The 17,800-nt window shown below is 34.5% G+C and carries 22 protein-coding genes; all 22 read right to left on the reverse strand.

The window, feature by feature from the left end; translation table 11 throughout:
* Window positions 1-38 precede the first annotated feature (38 nt).
* The 22 genes from hpt to GVV10_RS08445 all read right to left on the reverse strand — a co-directional run bounded on the left by hpt (window position 39) and on the right by GVV10_RS08445 (window position 17,758).
* Window positions 39-578 carry a hypoxanthine phosphoribosyltransferase gene (hpt, locus tag GVV10_RS08340; protein WP_159521584.1) on the reverse strand — a complete coding sequence of 180 codons (540 nt, stop codon included), beginning with the start codon at window positions 576-578 and terminating at the stop codon, window positions 39-41.
* Window positions 579-593: 15 nt separating this feature from the next.
* Window positions 594-1,814 (reverse strand): tRNA lysidine(34) synthetase TilS, encoded by a 1,221-nt coding sequence (gene tilS / locus GVV10_RS08345; RefSeq protein WP_159521586.1) that lies wholly within the window; start codon window positions 1,812-1,814, stop codon window positions 594-596.
* An 11-nt stretch (window positions 1,815-1,825) separates the two neighbouring features.
* The gene (locus tag GVV10_RS08350) at window positions 1,826-2,371 is read right to left on the reverse strand and encodes a hypothetical protein (RefSeq protein WP_159521588.1); all 546 of its coding nucleotides are present in this window, start codon (window positions 2,369-2,371) and stop codon (window positions 1,826-1,828) included.
* Window positions 2,372-2,440: 69 nt separating this feature from the next.
* A complete protein-coding gene (mreB, locus tag GVV10_RS08355; RefSeq protein ID WP_159521590.1) occupies window positions 2,441-3,439 on the reverse strand; it encodes a rod shape-determining protein in 999 nt (332 codons plus the stop codon).
* A gap of 24 nt (window positions 3,440-3,463) precedes the next feature.
* Window positions 3,464-3,664: a DUF1146 domain-containing protein gene (locus tag GVV10_RS08360; RefSeq protein WP_159521592.1), complete on the reverse strand. Its 201-nt coding sequence runs from the start codon at window positions 3,662-3,664 to the stop codon at window positions 3,464-3,466.
* A gap of 115 nt (window positions 3,665-3,779) precedes the next feature.
* The gene (gene upp, locus GVV10_RS08365; protein WP_159521594.1) at window positions 3,780-4,400 is read right to left on the reverse strand and encodes a uracil phosphoribosyltransferase; all 621 of its coding nucleotides are present in this window, start codon (window positions 4,398-4,400) and stop codon (window positions 3,780-3,782) included.
* The gene (locus GVV10_RS08370; RefSeq protein ID WP_159521596.1) at window positions 4,397-5,629 is read right to left on the reverse strand and encodes a serine hydroxymethyltransferase; all 1,233 of its coding nucleotides are present in this window, start codon (window positions 5,627-5,629) and stop codon (window positions 4,397-4,399) included. The genes upp and GVV10_RS08370 overlap by 4 nt, the downstream gene beginning before the upstream one ends.
* A complete protein-coding gene (rpiB, locus tag GVV10_RS08375) occupies window positions 5,629-6,084 on the reverse strand; it encodes a ribose 5-phosphate isomerase B (RefSeq protein WP_159521598.1) in 456 nt (151 codons plus the stop codon). The genes GVV10_RS08370 and rpiB overlap by 1 nt, the downstream gene beginning before the upstream one ends.
* Complete coding sequence (locus GVV10_RS08380; protein ID WP_159521600.1) at window positions 6,081-6,689, reverse strand: L-threonylcarbamoyladenylate synthase; 609 nt, start codon at window positions 6,687-6,689, stop codon at window positions 6,081-6,083. Before GVV10_RS08380 ends, rpiB begins: the two co-directional genes overlap by 4 nt.
* 48 nt (window positions 6,690-6,737) lie before the next feature.
* Window positions 6,738-7,577 carry a peptide chain release factor N(5)-glutamine methyltransferase gene (gene prmC / locus GVV10_RS08385; RefSeq protein ID WP_159521603.1) on the reverse strand — a complete coding sequence of 280 codons (840 nt, stop codon included), beginning with the start codon at window positions 7,575-7,577 and terminating at the stop codon, window positions 6,738-6,740.
* A 1-nt stretch (window position 7,578) separates the two neighbouring features.
* Window positions 7,579-8,655, reverse strand: coding sequence for a peptide chain release factor 1 (gene prfA, locus GVV10_RS08390; RefSeq protein WP_159521605.1), 1,077 nt, complete (start codon window positions 8,653-8,655; stop codon window positions 7,579-7,581).
* Window positions 8,655-9,269: a thymidine kinase gene (locus GVV10_RS08395; RefSeq protein WP_159521649.1), complete on the reverse strand. Its 615-nt coding sequence runs from the start codon at window positions 9,267-9,269 to the stop codon at window positions 8,655-8,657. Before GVV10_RS08395 ends, prfA begins: the two co-directional genes overlap by 1 nt.
* A gap of 71 nt (window positions 9,270-9,340) precedes the next feature.
* Window positions 9,341-9,544, reverse strand: coding sequence for a 50S ribosomal protein L31 (gene rpmE, locus GVV10_RS08400; RefSeq protein ID WP_159521607.1), 204 nt, complete (start codon window positions 9,542-9,544; stop codon window positions 9,341-9,343).
* Between the two features lie 80 nt (window positions 9,545-9,624).
* Entirely contained in the window at window positions 9,625-10,116 is a 492-nt protein-coding gene (locus tag GVV10_RS08405) for a hypothetical protein (protein WP_159521609.1), read from the reverse strand.
* Between the two features lie 15 nt (window positions 10,117-10,131).
* Window positions 10,132-10,668, reverse strand: a complete 537-nt coding sequence (locus GVV10_RS08410; RefSeq protein WP_159521611.1) for a hypothetical protein — start codon at window positions 10,666-10,668, stop codon at window positions 10,132-10,134.
* Window positions 10,669-10,698: 30 nt separating this feature from the next.
* The gene (locus GVV10_RS08415) at window positions 10,699-11,253 is read right to left on the reverse strand and encodes a hypothetical protein (protein ID WP_159521613.1); all 555 of its coding nucleotides are present in this window, start codon (window positions 11,251-11,253) and stop codon (window positions 10,699-10,701) included.
* On the reverse strand, window positions 11,231-12,037 hold the full coding sequence (locus GVV10_RS08420; RefSeq protein WP_159521615.1) for an ATP-binding cassette domain-containing protein: 807 nt from the start codon (window positions 12,035-12,037) through the stop codon (window positions 11,231-11,233). The genes GVV10_RS08415 and GVV10_RS08420 overlap by 23 nt, the downstream gene beginning before the upstream one ends.
* Window positions 12,038-12,040: 3 nt before the next feature.
* Window positions 12,041-13,309, reverse strand: coding sequence for an ATP-binding cassette domain-containing protein (locus GVV10_RS08425; protein ID WP_159521617.1), 1,269 nt, complete (start codon window positions 13,307-13,309; stop codon window positions 12,041-12,043).
* Entirely contained in the window at window positions 13,306-13,683 is a 378-nt protein-coding gene (locus GVV10_RS08430) for a GntR family transcriptional regulator (RefSeq protein WP_159521619.1), read from the reverse strand. Before GVV10_RS08430 ends, GVV10_RS08425 begins: the two co-directional genes overlap by 4 nt.
* A 95-nt stretch (window positions 13,684-13,778) precedes the next feature.
* Window positions 13,779-15,878: a WxL domain-containing protein gene (locus tag GVV10_RS08435; protein ID WP_159521621.1), complete on the reverse strand. Its 2,100-nt coding sequence runs from the start codon at window positions 15,876-15,878 to the stop codon at window positions 13,779-13,781.
* A 21-nt stretch (window positions 15,879-15,899) separates the two neighbouring features.
* Entirely contained in the window at window positions 15,900-16,940 is a 1,041-nt protein-coding gene (locus tag GVV10_RS08440) for a DUF916 domain-containing protein (protein ID WP_159521623.1), read from the reverse strand.
* A gap of 95 nt (window positions 16,941-17,035) precedes the next feature.
* Complete coding sequence (locus GVV10_RS08445) at window positions 17,036-17,758, reverse strand: WxL domain-containing protein (RefSeq protein ID WP_159521625.1); 723 nt, start codon at window positions 17,756-17,758, stop codon at window positions 17,036-17,038.
* Between the last annotated feature and the right edge of the window lie 42 nt (window positions 17,759-17,800).

Here is a 17,800-nt window from a genome sequence, read left to right on the forward strand (position 1 = left end):
CCGATTATATTGTTTCTTTTTTTCAATTAAATCACTCCTTATTGATAAATTTCATCTTTGAGAATTCCAACATAAGGTAAATGTCTATATTTTTCATTAAAATCTAACCCAAATCCAATCACAAATTCATTTGGAATCTCAAACCCAATGAAATCTGCATAAACATCGACTTCTCGACGGGAAGGTTTATCTAAAAGTGAAACGATTTTAACGTCTTTTGCACCTTTGTTTTCTAATAATTTTATAATTGCTTTAATCGTATGTCCTGTATCCACGATATCTTCAACCAATAAGATGTTAGTGTCTTTGATTGAACGATCTAAATCTTTCAAGATCCGAATATCACGTGTCGTTTCAGTCCCAGCATAGCTTGATACATCCATAAAATCATATTCTATATCTAAGTCAATATATTTAATAAGTCTTGCTAAAAACGGAACTGAACCTTTTAATAAAGCAACAAATATTATAGGATCCTTTGCATCCTTATAATGATCGTTAATTATCGATCCCAATTCTTCACATTTCTTTTCTATTTCCTCTTCACTAATTAATATTTCTTTTATATCCTGATGCATATAGATTAAATCCTCCTACGATACCTTTAATTCTATCATAAATAAACTGGGATTGTTAGAGTAATGATGCACATCACAGCCTATTCCAGCCACGAAAATGACCTTCTTTTCGGCATTTACAACAACTGGCCAAATTTGTCGTTTATCATGCGGTATTTTTTCATCAATAAAGAATCGTCTTAGTTTTTTATGACCAAATCTCATTTTTATTTGATCATCTAATTTTCCACTACGAATCGTCAATGGAAAATCCTTTGATGTTAGTGTTATTCCTTCAATTTTCTTTCCTTCTTGTTCGATAGAAAAGTAAGGCGATTCAAATTTAAGAATCTCATCAACATCATTAAACTTATAACTAAAGCTTTCTTTTTTATATAAAAGAATTGTGTCATACGAAGATTGTAACACCAAATTATTAAATTCATAATTTGCTGATTCATTAACAATATTTCTATCGATTTCTAAAAGGTAGCTTTCACTCATTGTATAGACTTCAATTCCATGTTTTTTTAGCCACTCTCGGAGATAGATATATCGATAGCCATTATCTATTGTAGCATACTCTTTAATTGTCAAAGCATTTTCCCATGAGTTCACACGTTCATTCATTTTCATTTTAAACTCTTGGTTTTCATTTCTCTTTTCTTGCATTTCAACAATCAATTTTTGATACTCATTGTCATCAAGATGACTTATCTCATGCCGTATTTTATTTCTTGTATAATGAAGTTCTAGATTACTTTCATCAATCCCATACTCGATGTTAAAGTCATTACAATACTGAATCAATTCTTCTTTATGATACGTTAATAACGGACGAGAAATCCGAACTCCTTTAACGATTGAATTCTTTGCTAAACCAACATCATCACTTTTCATTTTACGATTTCTTTGAAAAACATATGTTTCTAAATCATCATCAAAATGATGACCTGTCGCAACAAATTCTGCTTCATAGCGAACGAGAAGCTCTTTGAAAAAATTATAACGAAAAACTCTTGCTGCGTCTTGGAAATTACTGTAATCTTCATTTTCGAATAATTTCAGTTCAAACGGAATTCCATATTTAATGCAATATCTTTGAACTATCTCTTCATCACGCTTCGCTGTTTCACGTTGTTGATAATTGACATGTGCAACCACTAATTCATTATTTTGTAGCCTAAGCATATCTAAAAGGGCCATAGAATCTGGCCCTCCCGATACTGCTACAATGATTTTTGAATTTTTAACCATTAAACCACCACTCATATTTTATCACAGAAGTTCTCAATAACAACTTTATTCAACTCTTTAAATAACTTACAATCTGTATCAATATGAGCATTAACAGAAATTACCCGTGCACTGTTTATAAAACGTCCATCGTTAATAAACGTACATGTTTCTTTATGAAGCCCTTCTGGCTGTCCAATATAAAACAAATGATCTTTTTCACACAGCTTTGATTTTTCGACCGTCCTTTTATTGGACGTCATGGGTAAAACATAAACTTTATGATTCATCATTTTAAGTATAATACCAAAATGTTGATAAGAGCATTCATTTATATAACCAACACCAAAATCAACATAGCAAATATCACCACATGTAATATTAATATTAATGTCATTACACGACCAATATTTCTTACGTTTCATTTGGTTCATCTTACTAATACACTCACATTTCTGCTTATCTGTTGGTAAGTTTAACAGGTATTGCCGGTAATCATCGATGAATTTTTCCACTTGTTGTCGATGTTCATGATTATCATAGTTTAATAACCATGACTCAGAAATCTTGTATGGCATTTCCACCCCCTCTTTTTTATATAGACTATTTCGATTCATTTCCCTAAAAAAAAACCAGGTTTCCCTGGTTTATCCAACTAAATCTAAGTTTTCTAACATAATTCCTGTTCCTTCAGCAACACATGATAATGCGTTTTCTGCAACATAAACTGGAATATTAAGTTCATGCGAAATTAATTTATCAAGACCATGAAGCAATGCTCCACCACCGGTTAAGACGATTCCACGTGTCACAATATCTGCTGATAATTCTGGCGGTGTTTGTTCAAGAACTGTTCGACATGCTCGTACAATATCTTGTAAACTTTCTGCCATTGCCTCGGCAGTTTCTTCTGCACGTAATTGAATGGTATTTGGTAATCCTGTCACCAAGTCACGTCCACTCACAGCAATTGTTTTTTGTTCTAACGATTCAATATCTTCTTTCCAAGCTGTACCAATATGAGTTTTAATTTCCTCTGCTGTACGATCTCCGATTAATAATTTGTATTTGTCTTTAACAAATTTAATGACATCTTGATCTAATTTATCACCCGCAACTTTTAATGATGTGCTTGTAACAATTTCCCCTAGTGATAGAATCGCAACATCCGTTGTTCCTCCACCTATATCCAATACCATTGATCCTGTTGGCTTAGCAATATCTAAATTAGCACCCACAGCAGCAACCTTTGGCTCTTCTTCAATATAAACACGTTTAGCCCCTGCACGGTATGCAGCATCACTAATCGCTTTTCGTTCTACTGAAGTAATATTTGAAGGGCAGCATATTAAAATAGTCGGACGCGAAAAGATTCCTTTTAAATTAAGTTTTCTAACAAAATGTTGAAGCATCATTTCTGTCACTTCAAAATCTGCAATCACACCATCTTTTAATGGACGAATTGCTAGAACTCTCCCCGGTGTTCTTCCCAACATATCTTTGGCTTCTTGACCTACTGCCAAGCATTTTTTGGTTTGAGCATCAATTGATACAACTGATGGTTCCTCAATAACCACACCTTCACCTTTAACATAAATTAAAATATTCGCTGTTCCTAAGTCGATTCCGACTGCTTTTGAAAACATATAAAAAACCTTCCCTTCATTTTTCTACAAAATTGAGTACCTAGATATCCCCATTACAAAACTCGCAACACCATATCCTATCGCTAACGAAAGAAAGATATAGAGCAACTGAATTTTAGTTTCTGACTGATGTTTCATGATTTTAGAAAAATCAACACCACTTAATGCGTATGCAGAAAATGTAAATGAAAATAAATAAATAACTATTCTTATGATATCTGGCATCATTAATCACCTATAATACTATATCAAATAATGAGAATAATTACCATATTAATGGAAATTTCAACAAAAAATCACATAGTACTCATTAAAATTAAAAAAAGTAGATAGTATCTATCTACTTTGTACCAAAAATTCGATCGCCAGCATCTCCAAGACCTGGTACGATGTAACCTTTTTCGTCTAACTTTTCATCAAGGGCTGCTAGGAAAATGTCAACATCAGGGTGTTGCTTTTTAATCAGTTCTACCCCTTCAGGTGCTCCAACTAAACAAACTAATTTAATTGATTTTGCACCATGTTTTTTTACGATCTCAATAGCAGCGTCCGCTGAACCACCTGTTGCTAACATTGGATCAAGCACTAAGACCTCTGCTTCATCTAAGTTTTCAGGGAATTTAGCAAAATATTCATGGGGTTGTAATGTTTCTTCATCACGATATACACCAACATGTCCTACTTTTGCTGTTGGAATTAAAGATAAAATCCCATCAACCATTCCAAGACCTGCTCTAAGAATTGGAACAAGAACAATCTCTCTTGTTAATTCTGCTGTTTCATATTCCATAACAGGTGTGTTAATGGTCACTGGATCTAATTTTAAATCACGGGTAATTTCATAGGCCATTAATCCTGCAACTTCGTCTAAATTTTGACGGAAACTTTTAGTTCCTGTTTCAACTCGTCTCATTTGAGTTAATTTATGAGTAATTAATGGATGGTTTAAGACTGTAATCATACGCGTTCTCCTCTCACAGGATAACGACGAGTTAACGTTGTCACCTGTTCTTTAATGTCTTTTAGTTTTTCTTCATTTTCGTAGTTTGTTAAAGCTTCATGAATCCATAGAACAACTTGTTTGAATTCTTCTTCTTTAAAACCACGACTTGTCATTGCTGGGCTTCCTAAACGTAAGCCGCTTGTAACTGCTGGTCTTTCCGTATCAAACGGAATCGCATTTTTATTCGTTGTAATACCTACTTTATCTAAAATAATTTCGGCATGGGCTCCTGTCATTTTAATACTATGTTTTAAATCTAATAGAATTAAATGATTATCAGTTCCATCACTCACCAATCGATAACCAAGTTCTTTAAAAGTGCTGGCCATGACCTGTGCATTTTTAACAACTTGTTTTTGATATTCAATAAAAGATGGTTGGCTCGCTTCATGGAAACATACAGCTTTTGCAGCAATCAAGTGCATTAAAGGTCCACCTTGTATTCCTGGGAATACAGAACGATCTAACTTTCTTGCAAATTCTTGTTTGCATAAAATAGCTCCACCTCGTGGTCCTCTGAGTGTCTTATGGGTTGTGGTCGTTACAAAATCTGCATAAGGTACTGGATTTTGGTGTAGTCCTGCAGCAACTAAACCGGCAATATGAGCCATATCTACCATTAAATATGCACCGACTTCATCAGCTATTTCTCTAAATTTAACAAAATCTATCTCTTTGGCATATGCACTTGCTCCGGCCACAATTAATTTGGGACGGGTTTCTAAAGCAATACTACGTACTTGATCATAGTCAATCATCTCTGTATAGGGATTCACTGAATATGAGAAGAACGTATAGTTTACACCTGAAAAATTAAGTTGATGTCCGTGTGTTAAATGACCACCGGAATTTAAATCCATCCCCAAAACAACATCACCATGTTCTAATATTGTCATGTAAACTGCCATGTTAGCTTGAGACCCACTATGTGGTTGGACATTCGCATGTTGTGCTCCAAAGATATCTTTTAATCGATTAATAGCTAATTCTTCAATAATATCGACATATTCACAGCCACCATAGTAACGGCGATGGGGATAACCTTCAGCATATTTGTTCGTTAAAATGCTTCCGGCTGCTTCTAAAACCTGATCAGAAACATAGTTTTCTGAAGCAATTAATTCAATATGATCAATTTGACGTTGTTCTTCTTTCGCAATTGCATCAAAAACCAATGTATCTCTCATTAGCGGTTCTCCTTATCTTCGATTTTCGAAATTTTATCAATACGGCGTTCATGACGCTCATCATGGCTAAACTCTGTGTCTAACCATGTTTTCACAATTGCTAAGTTTGTATCTAAATCTGTTGTACGGCCTGCTAAAGCAAGAACATTGGAGTCATTATGTTCACGTGTTAATTGAGCTACCTCAACACTTGTTACAAGGGCACAACGAATGCCACGAACTTTATTCGCTGTAATACTTGCACCAATTCCTGTTCCACATAAAATAATCCCACAATCGACTTCTTTATCTGCAACTGCTTTAGCAGCTGGATAAATAAAATCACTGTAATCTTGGCTTTCTTCTGAATATACCCCAAAATCCTTGACTTCATATCCTTCTGTAAGTAAGAAATTCTTTACAGCTTCTTTTTGTTCGTAACCACCATGGTCACTTGCTAACGAAATTTTCTTCATCTTGACTCCTCCTTTAAGACTTCCTCTAAAGACAGCGGTCCTTCTCTTAAACAAACAATCGATTCACCACTGAGATCAAACACTGACGATGATTGACGTCCTGAGGCTTTACCTAAGACCACACCTTCAATTTTTCCATCTAACTGGTCAATAACCATATCCGAATTTAGGGCTGTTTCAAGGCCGGATAAATTGGCGGAAGGTAACCAAATTGGCGAACCGATTCCTTCAATTAAATCGAGTACCCATTGATCATCAGCCATTCTAATTCCGATGGTCGATTGTTTACTTAAAAAAGGAAAAACACCTTCTTTAATCTTGAATATAAACGTACAAGCACCTGGCATAAATGCATGAATTAAACGACGTTCACGCTCACCAATCACTGCAATATCTTCAATCTGTTGATATGAAGAAACCATCAATGGAAATGGTTTATCTGCCGGTCTTCCTTTTGCTTTTTGCAATTTTTCATACAATTCATCTTGAGAACTATCAGCGGCTAAACCATACACTGTATCAGTCATGATTGCCACTAAGCCTCCTGATTTTATTGTACTCACAATTGCATCTTTTTCATCTTTTGAGAATTTTATTGTTTCCATATAAACCTCTCTTTCTTATTATAGCATCTCATGATGCTCTTTTTAACATTATTCCTGGACCTTGATCCCTTGATACACAAATAGCATACGATCTAAGTTATTAATATCTTGTTTTAAGACAACCGTTGCATTTGGGAACTGCTGTTGAGCCAATTCAACCAAGGCATCGCCAATATCAAAGCCAATCTCAAACGCCATCATTGACCTTGGTTTTAACACAAGGGACGCTTTATCAAACACCTTGCGGTAAAAATAGAGCCCATCATCACCACCAAATAAAGCCACATGTGGTTCAAAATCTAAGACTGATGTTTGGACATCTTCAACTTCTTTAATATAAGGAGGGTTGCAAACCAGGACATCATATTTCTTGTTAAGGTTAATAATGGGTTCTAACATATCTCCTTGATAAAAACTGACATCTGCTTGGTTCAATTCTGCATTTTCTTTCGCAACGTTGAGTGCTTCTTGACTGATGTCACTTGCATCAACAGCCACTCCCAAGTCTTTAGCTAAAGAAACAGCAATTGCTCCACTGCCTGTTGCCACATCGACGATCTCAACTTCTTCAAAATATTCATCAATATCCATTAAAATATTGTTGACGAGTTCCTCAGTTTCTGGTCTTGGAATGAGGACATTTTCATTCACTAAAAATCTTGAATCGTAAAACCATTGATATCCCAGAACATAGGCTAATGGTTCATTATTTTCTAATCGTTTGAAATTATCATTAAATTGATCGATGATTGCTTCATCAACTTCATTTTCTAATTCTAAATATAAATCTAAATTGCGTTCTCTAAGCATTTCAAGCAGTAAAACCCTGATTAAATCAGGGTTTTTTGCATTTCTTTCTGTAGCTTGAATGAGTTCTTTATATGTCATCTTAACGACCTTGAGCTAGCACTTCTTTTTGTTCTTCTGCTAAGAGTGCCGCAACGATTTCATCCAATTTACCTTCCATAATTATATCTAGTTTTTGTAAGGTTAAACCGATACGGTGGTCACTCACTCTATTTTGTGGATAGTTGTATGTTCGAATTTTTTCTGAACGATCACCACGACCAACTTTTGATTGACGTTCTGCACTTTGTTCTTTCATTTTTTCTTCTTCTAAATGACTAAAAATACGAGCACGAATTAACTGCATCGCTTTGTCTTTGTTGGCATGTTGACTTCGTCCATCTTGACAGTTTACTGAAATACCGGTTGGTGTATGCGTAATTCTAACCGCGGAGTCTGTTTTATTAACATGTTGCCCTCCAGCACCCGTTGCTCGGTGTGTTTCAATAACTAAATCATTAGGATTAATATCGACATCTTCTTCTTCAACATCTGGCATCACCAAAACCGTTGCCGTTGACGTATGAATCCGTCCTTGTGTTTCTGTTTTAGGAACTCGTTGGACTCGATGTGATCCTGATTCAAACTTAAAGTGACGGTAAGGTTCTTCGCCTTTAATTAAAAATGAAATTTGTGTAAACCCGCCTGCTTCTGCAGTACTTGCTTCTATCACTTCGTATTTATACCCAAGTGATTCTGCGTAACGTGAATACATACGGTAAAGATCTCCCGCAAAAATATTCCCTTCATCACCACCAGCTGCTCCACGAATTTCAATAATCGCATCATGAGAGTCGTTTGGATCTTTAGGAATCAGTAAAACTTGCAGTTCATCGATAAATTTTGTCATTTTTTCTTCATGTTCTGAAATTTCTAACTCTGCCATTTCAGCTAATTCTGCATCTCCCATATCTAACATTTCTTTTGCCTGATTAAAAAATTCTTCTGACTCTAGAAATTGACGATAGACTGAAAGCGTTTGTTGCATTGATGCTTGTTCTTTTCCAAGTTTCGCAAGACGTTTTGAGTCAGATAGGACTGCTTGATCCATCATTAACTCATTAATTTCTGCTTCTCGCTCCAACATTCCTTCTAATCTTGTGCGCATTGTATTATCCATTATTTATTTTCACCTCTTAATTCACCATTGATTGCTGGTTTGTTTTTGATAATGTGATCATGTCGACAGCGCGCTTCATACGATTCGCTTGCTGCAACTAAGATAATTTCATCATCATAGGACGCAGGTTCACCGTCAACCAAACGTTGAGTCCGTGTTGCTGGTCCACCACAAACTGTACATACGGCTGTTAATTTTGTAACAAATTCTGCTGTTGTCATTAATTTAGGGATAACCCCAAATGGTTCGCCTCTAAAATCCATGTCCAATCCAGCGACCATAACACGGATCCCTCTTACTGCGAGGTGATCACACACCTTGATAATATTGTCATCAAAGAATTGAACTTCATCAATTGCAACAACATCTGTTGTTTCACTGACATAATCAAGAATTTCTAGTGCTGTTGATACATTATAACTCTGAACACGACTTCCTGCGTGTGAGACGACTTCCTCTTCACTGTAACGATTATCAATCGCTGGTTTGAAGACAACAATATTCTCTTTCGCATATTTTAGTACATTGATTCTTCGAATCAATTCTTCGGTTTTACCCGCAAACATACAACCCGTGATAACTTCTATATATCCAGGTTTATATTGATGATACATCATATTTTCACCTCATTAATCTTATTTTACCACTCTTTGCCCAAAAAAAATAAGGGTTTAGCCCTTATTTTTTATTTTAAACCATATTTCTTGTTAAATTTATCAATACGGCCGTCTGCCTTACCAAAACGTTGTTTTCCTGTATAGAACGGGTGGCAATTTGAACATGTATCAACTCTTAAATCTTCTTTAGTTGAGCCAACCTCGATTTCAGTATTACATGAAGTACAAACGATTTTTGTTTTATGATATTCTGGATGAATTCCTTGTTTCATAATTTGTTTCTCCTTCCGCCTAGAGCACAGTTCGCCCTAGATAAGTTACTGAACAATAATACCATATGTTTCAATGTTTATCAAGGTTCTTGTTTTATTACTCTATAGAGTTTATTTTCACCACTTTCGTCATACTGTTTGACGATTGAAGTTAATGAATTTTCTTGTGGTGGTATTTTCTTTAAAAATCCAGTTTCTCTCTCTTGTTTTTTCGTTGTGACAAGATAGTGGTAACTGTCATCATTAATTGAACGTGAATCAAATGTTATTGTTACTTCCCAATTTGATGAAAACGATTTAATGATTTCATCGAGTAAATGTTCCTCATCATTTCCATACAGTTCTAATACCCTTTGTGTTCGATCACTCTTCAGCACAATGAGTTCACGTTCTTCTTTAAATACATAATCATCATCAGCATAAAATCTTCTTTCAATTCTTATATCTTCTTCCGGTATTTGAAGATAATTCCATCCTTGATAGTCTTCTTCAACAATCATAACCCAGTTACCTTGATAGTTGGGAGCACACCCTACCAAAACAACAAGGAATATGCTGATTATTTTTTTCATAACAATCCCCTTCCATTAATCTGCTTTTTCAAGTGTATAAGTATAACCATAATCTTTAAGTTTTGTTTCATAGTCAGAAATTGTTTGTGTTAATGAATATTCTTCAGGAACGATAGTTCCCCAAAATCCGTCTTTTCTTTTTGGACTTTCTTCTGTTGTGGTAATGATAATAACCTCATCATCCCATTCTTTTTCAACACTTGATTTTGATTCAGTTTGATTGTCCTCATGATACTCATTCTTAATAATGGCATTGATTAATTCATTGACATCATAATTATTATTAGTTAAAAACCGTGTCGTCGTGTCATTAAAATAATACTTATCTTCTCTTACAGTTTTATAAATATAATCATTGTGTGCATAAGCAATCCAATGATACTCTCTTTTCATGGTTCGTGCGACACTGTGAAGATTTTCTTCTTCATTGTAAAGTTCTTCTTCTTGAAAAACAGCATGACTCGACATTTTATACTCACCTTGATAGTCTGATGTAAACGTACAAGCTGTTACACTCAAAAGCACGATTAAACTCAGTAGTATTTTTTTCATAAAGCCCTCCTTTATTTCCTGGGAAATGATTTAACTTAGTTCGCCCGTTAAATAAATTGATCGTATGACGAAGTAAAACAGTACGGACCCTGCTAACATTATGATAATCATGACTATTTCAGACAAATTAGAAAGAGCGAACAAACCTGGAATAATCATATATATGATGGGTTTCTTCTTTAAATCATCATAAATATGAGCAAACATAACAAGAAAAATCGTTAATGGAAATGAAAACGTAAAACCAACGTCGAATCCAGTAGGAACATTACTTGTAAAGATCAACATAGATGCAGATATTCCTAAAATTGATAACATTACTTTTCTCATTGAATTGTTGAAAAGTTCTTGGCGAGTCGTCCCTAAACTCAAACTAAACCGTATGAATTCATGACTAAATATATTTTTGTAAACTAAGTTTAGGAGTGTTGCATAACCCGTACCTACAACAATTGCTACATTAACGCTTCTTACTTCATCACCTGGCATCAGCGTAATTACTGTTGTTGGAATGACAATCAATGTAGCAAGAAAAATCACTAGCCATATCATCGTATTTGTATTAACGCTTATGAATCGTTTCATGGCGACTCCTTTCTAATCCTAGAAGTATTTCACTAATTTTTAAATCGTTTTTGGGAGATGGTTTATGCAGTAACGCCTTAATGTTAAATTGATTCTTTTCATAATAAACAATGTCATCGGGCGAAAGTTGTGAGAATTCTTCTTCATTTCCAATCCAAACCGTATAATTTGCAATTAATTCAGACACTTCTCCAGCATAGAACACAGCCTTGTCTTTAATATAAATAACTCTATCTGCTACATCGTCATAAAGTTCAAGTTGATTGGTACTTACAATGATTGATCGGCCTTCGACAGTCATATAATCTGCGAAAATTTTTTCCAATTTATTTTTATGAACAACATCTAAATTGGTATCTATCTCATCTAAGATTAACAAATTAGTGTCTCTTGCTAATCCTAAAGCGAGTGTAAAGAGTTTTAATTGGCCTGTAGACATTTCAGAAACATTCATATAAACAGGAATCAAGAACTCATCCAGGTAATATCGAAATTTTTGTGGGTCGAATGTGCTGTCCACTTCTTTCATGACACTTGACATCAACATGCCTTCAACACGCTTATCAAATGGGTTATCTGTTCCAACATAGGCGATATTAAGTTGTTCTTTTTCTATGGTTCCATTTTGAAATAACAAACTACCAATAATACCATCAATGAGAGTACTTTTACCGCTGGCATTTCGCCCTACTAGAACGGTAATAGTGTTTTTCGGCACGTCTATATTTACTCCCTGAAGTTCATAGGAACCACGTCTAATTGTTCCGTCTTTAATCTTTAACATGGCTTATTCCTCCTCTGTTTGACTTAGAATGTATTCCTTAATCGATGGATATTCAGTTTGAAAGGTAATGATATCTGTTTTTAATTCAACCTTTCCTTCGTCGAGATAAACTATTTTATCAAGTATATTTTCATAGAATTCTACCTGGTGTGTCGCGATGATTATCGTCGCATTGTATTTATAATTGTAATTTTGAATGTCTCGAATAATATCTTCACGTGTAAAACCATCAATACCATCGGTTGGTTCATCCATCACCAACAAGCGGGCTTGGTGTGATAAAGCAATCGCAATCATTAATCGTTGTTGCATCCCCAATGACAATTCTTTTATTTTTTGCTGTGATTCAATGTTATAACGCCCTGCGTATCCATCAAACTCATCCTGATTCCATTGACTATAAACATGACTCATATAGTTCACCACATCACTGACCTTACTAAAATTTTTGAATGGAAAATCGACAGGCACATAACCTAAGTTATCTTTGTTGATCGTTTCGCCTTCAAAGTAAATTGGTTTATCATTAACATTCAACTCGCCTGATATAAACCTCATTAACGTTGTTTTTCCAGCACCATGTTTTCCAACAATTCCCAAAATTTCTCCTTGAGCAGCTGATATATTAACATCATTCAGAGCGGGTTTTCGATCACCTTTTTTATAACGATAGCTTAGACTATCAACTGTAAAATCTTGTGATGCTTCGTAAACAACCGTTTGGTTAAATTTTGTATGAATGATCCATTTATAAACTGTTACAATCAGTAACAATATAAAGGTAAAGATGACAACAGTCACTGCACGTTCAAGTGGGTATTTAGAAAAGTGTTCACTTTTATTAATGAGAATCAACAGTATCAGTGATCCTATATAAACAACGACATCTAAGCCGTTAATAAAACGTGGGAATTTTACTTGGATATCTGTTGTAATCTTACTGAGGTAGATAAATGCTGAGGTAAGAAATAATGTTTCTATGCCATTAATAAGATTATAGATTGTTTGGGATGTGAAGTTTCGAATAATGAAAAAAGCCAATACCGTTAAGACAAAATAACTGACTGCTACAATTAAAGATTCTTTAAAGAATTTTGACCATTTTTGTGGTAGATATGATAAGTCACGGTGGTAATCATTTTGCACGATAAAGATATAAATTGGGAAAAATGGATCTTTTTTTGGTCCTGTCGATAAATATATTAATGTAATCCCTGTTAAAAAAGCCCACCACCACTTTCTCGTTTTTTCTTTATAAAATAATGATTTCATTGGTTTTCCTCCTTAACTTCTTTAAAAAGCTTCATTAATTCTTGATCCGTTATTTTAGCAACATCTGCTAATGCTAAAATTTCAATGATATGTTCTTTAATTTCTAAACTATAGTTCTCTTGTAATTCTTTAGCATCAAGTGCTGCAACATAGCTTCCTTTACCCTTCACTGTGTAGATATAACCATCTTTTTCCAAATCTTCATATGCTCTTTTTGTGGTTATCACACTCACCTGTAGTTCTTTCGCTAGAAAACGGATTGAAGGTAGTTTTTCATTACCTTTCACTTTTCCTTGAACAATGTTGTCCCGAATCTGTTGGTACACTTGTTCATAAATTGGGACTTCTGCATTATAGTTTATGATTATGTTCATTCTATCACCTACCGTATATACACAGTATACACACTGTTTGTTTTTCTGTCAAGAATCAACCATAAAAAAAGTCGAAAATTCGACTTTTTGATCGTTTAATTAGGCGTACTTGATAAAATCCACTCTAAGTTTGTTTCATATTCAGATGGCATGAGGGTATTGGTATCCATCTCCAACTGGATTTTAGAATTATTATTGCCTGTTCTTTTAAACCAGCTAAATACCCATTGTCCCTTTCCTTCATTATAGTCAGCACTTGCTATTTCTGCTGGTTGATTGTTTGAATAAACTTCAAACGTATTGTTTGCTAATATAAATGATCCATCGGTATCTCTACCTCCCACCATCGTATTACTAAACTTTATCTTTCCATTGGCTTCATGATAGTCATCCATACCTGGTGTTCCTGTTTTAAATTTATCCATGGAAAGACTCAAGGTCCAGTTAACATTATTTCTAGGATGGTTATACATTTGCAGACTTGGTTTTTCAATGGTACTATCAATGACTTGATATCCCGAGCCCACCTTAGTCTCTTGGAATTTCAAGGTATCGGGAACCGAGACAATTTGAAGAAGACCTTGTTGTTGAGTTGCTGTAGTTTCACCAATATTTTCAGTGTCACCTAAATCATATGGATTGATAGGTAAGCGGGGACTAATATCTGCAATACCACCATATAAACTTAGATCTTTTGTAATAATCGTGTTTTCATCAAACGACACAGTCAATTCTTTGTCCGTAAACCAGCCGTAAAATGCTCCGTTAAATTGATTCGTATCTGGGTATTGATTGATCGGCGTTCCCGTTTTAACATCACTCACTCCCAAAAGCGTAAATGAACTCTCATACTCTTGTTTTGTATAGAATGATACACTTGATATTTTTTTACTTCGATAGTATACCCCTTCTTTTTTGCTTTGTGCTCCATAATTTTTCATCAAATCATTTGAAGTCCATTGGATTGAATCATCATCTTCTTTTACCCAATAGCCTGTATAAATTTCATTACTAGGTGCTTGAGGAAGACCTGACATATACAAGAAATCATCATTATTTCCTTCTGGAACAACAATTAACTCTAGTTCTTCAGCACCGTAAAATGCATCTCTAAAAAATCCTTGTCTTGGATTAATCCCAAAGTTTTTAGGAACTTTGAACTCAACTAATCCTGAACCTTCAAACAAATTATTTGCATTTGGATAATTACTTTGGTGACTAAATGTATCGAGCTCCCATGTCTCAGTTCCATCAATTTTTTTCAATTTAGGAGTGTAAGCGAACATCTTTGTCAACCCAACAATTAATTTTGTAGTCGATCCCCATGTCAAATTTAAATATTCAATGTAGTTCATATATGAAAACATCTCACGGGTATCTTCTAAATTTAAAACATTCCATGTTTCAAATCCATCTATCTTCGAATAATTTGATCCTTGAAACATTGCATAAGCACTAATTAAATTTTTTGTAGCTGGACCCCATGCTAGATTTAATGTTTGACCTTCTTGGCCTGCATAACTAAACATTTTATCAACAATTCTTGCACCAGAAACATCCCATGTATTTATACCTTCTAATTCACTGTCTCCATTATATCTGTAAAACAATTGATTAAAGCGCTCTGATTTTCTTACATCTAAATTTTCTATTCCAACAATCGTAGCATTAGAATAGGCAAAAAAGTTTTGGAAATACTCACTTGTTTTAATTGTTCCTTGGAATTCAATGTATTTTAATCGCCCATTATCTGAAGGTTGACCATGGCCATAGATTGTTTGATACAGTGTTTGAGTAATATTTGGAAAGGTTGGGTTATAGACACCCGAACTATTAAATACAATAACTTGTTGACTAACGTAGTATGTAAATGGAACATTTCCTAAATGTCCATTCATTGTTATTCTCTCTGATCCTTCCTCTTCGATTAATTTTTGATAATAGGCATTGGATAAAGTAATTTTATCTTCTTCTGTTTCTTCAATAATTTGATTCTCTTCAACCGTAGGACTTTCAGTCTCCATTTCAACTGAACTTTCTTCAAGCTCTAACTCTGGTTCTACAGTTTCGTTATCTGTAGTTGTTTGTTCTGTTTCGTTTATTTGTTGATCGTCAATAGCATTAACCCCAACAATTCCCAGGATTAAAACGATGCTTAAAAAGGAGCTTATCCAAACATACATTTTCTTATTCATAAGCATCGTTCCTCCTAACTCTTACTCTTGTTCTTGTTCTTGTTCTTCTTTTTTATTTTTTCTTTTGAATAGGATAATAATTACAATGACATTAGCAAGGACTAAAAGACCTGCACCAATATAGATTGGCATCATTTTATTATCACTCTTAACCACTGTGTTCACTTCTTTACTCTCTTCTCCCTTGACAAGAAAATCATTTGAGAATGTCCAGGAATCTTCTTCATTTGAAATTGTTAGATTGTATGAATAATCCTGTGCTTTAATTTTTTGATTTTCTTCGGTTGTAGAAAAGATAACATCAAATGTACTGTGTGGTAATATGCTTCGTTTTTCTTCATTAACAATGGCGACGACTTTACCATCTTTCTTTTGTTTTATTTCTCCTTCTATTTTAACATTTGTCATGTTTAAACCCATACGATTATGAATTTCAACAAAATATGTTGGCATGTCTTGGTAAGCTTTTATCCCTGCATCATCTGATTCAAGTAAGGCTGTTGGAACATCCATCGAATTTCTTGCTTGGACTGCGACTAGGTATTTAACAGTTGAACTAACACCTACATTATTACCGTTTTCATTATTCTTTTTTTCTTCAGAAGCAATAATGGTAATTCCACCTAAGATAACGCCTTCAATTTCTTCTTCTGGCATTAACACTTCAACATCTACAATTTCTTTCTTTCCTGGTTCGATGGTGACGTTATTGTTTTTTATCGTTATCATATTGTCCATCGTATAAGGGATGAACTCACTTGGTTTTATTGCTTGTGTATAATCTGCGGCACCATTTTCATTCGTAATTCCATTCGTAGCTCCTAATTCGACCGTCATCGTCGATGAGCCTGTATTGGTAATTTCTAATTTTAAGACTTCTTTTTGTTTGGGTGCAAGTAGTAAATCAAAATATCCTTTTTGATCAACACTTGATCCTATTTGATTCTCAGAAAATAATGGTTTGACTGTAAAGTCGCTGTAACGTTGTGTTTCTGCACTAATTGATGTAACTTGCATAGCCAATATCGCAATGACTAATAATGATTTTATAGTTTTTTTCATGATATCTCCTTATTTTTCTATTCTAACTTCATTGTATTGGTTACACATTTATTACATATAAGTTCGAAGAGCTTATTGCTCTTCGAATCTTATTTTTATTGGTTTGGAGTGGCGCTTAATGTCCATTCCAAGTTTGCTGTATATGAACCTGCTACAACTTGGTTTGTATCCATTTCTAATTTGACGTTACTGTTTGTTTCATTTGTTTTGTAATTTGGTGCATACCAGTGGAATCCCCAGTGACCTAAACCTTCACCTTTTGCTGCACTTGCAAATTGAACTGTTTTTCCAGATTCAACAACAAATTTTTTCGATACATTTGATGGTTGTTGTGTTTCTGTTTCATTACCATGGAATAATTCAGTGTTATCGAATGTGATTTTACCTTTGACTAATTTTCCATCAGCTGTTGCTGTACTATTTTCAAAGTCTGATAATCCTACACTCAAGTTCCATCCATCAGATGCTGCACCACGTTTGTCTTGAATTTGAATATTTGGTTTTTTCAAATCTGCTTCGTAGGTTTGAATTCCCTTACCAACTTTTTGTGAACCAAAATCCATTGCTTGTGGGTAAGCGACAATCGCTAATGGACCATCACCTGTACCGTTGTCAATATCACCTGGATCGGTTGGATCAGTAGGATCGACCGGGTTAACTGGATCAACTGTTTCAGTGTCAACTGCGAATTTAATATTTGCTGTTGATGTTTCTACTTTTGGCACTTGTTCTTCCGCATTAATACTTGTTGCTCCTATAAACATAAACGCTCCTAGGATCATTGAACTAAATAATTTCATTGCTTTCTTTCTTGTCATATAATTGTCCTCTCTCTTTCTGACTTAAAGTACATATGTATT

Source organism: Erysipelothrix urinaevulpis (assembly GCF_009828835.1).
Lineage (GTDB): Bacteria > Bacillota_I > Bacilli_A > Erysipelotrichales > Erysipelotrichaceae > Erysipelothrix > Erysipelothrix urinaevulpis.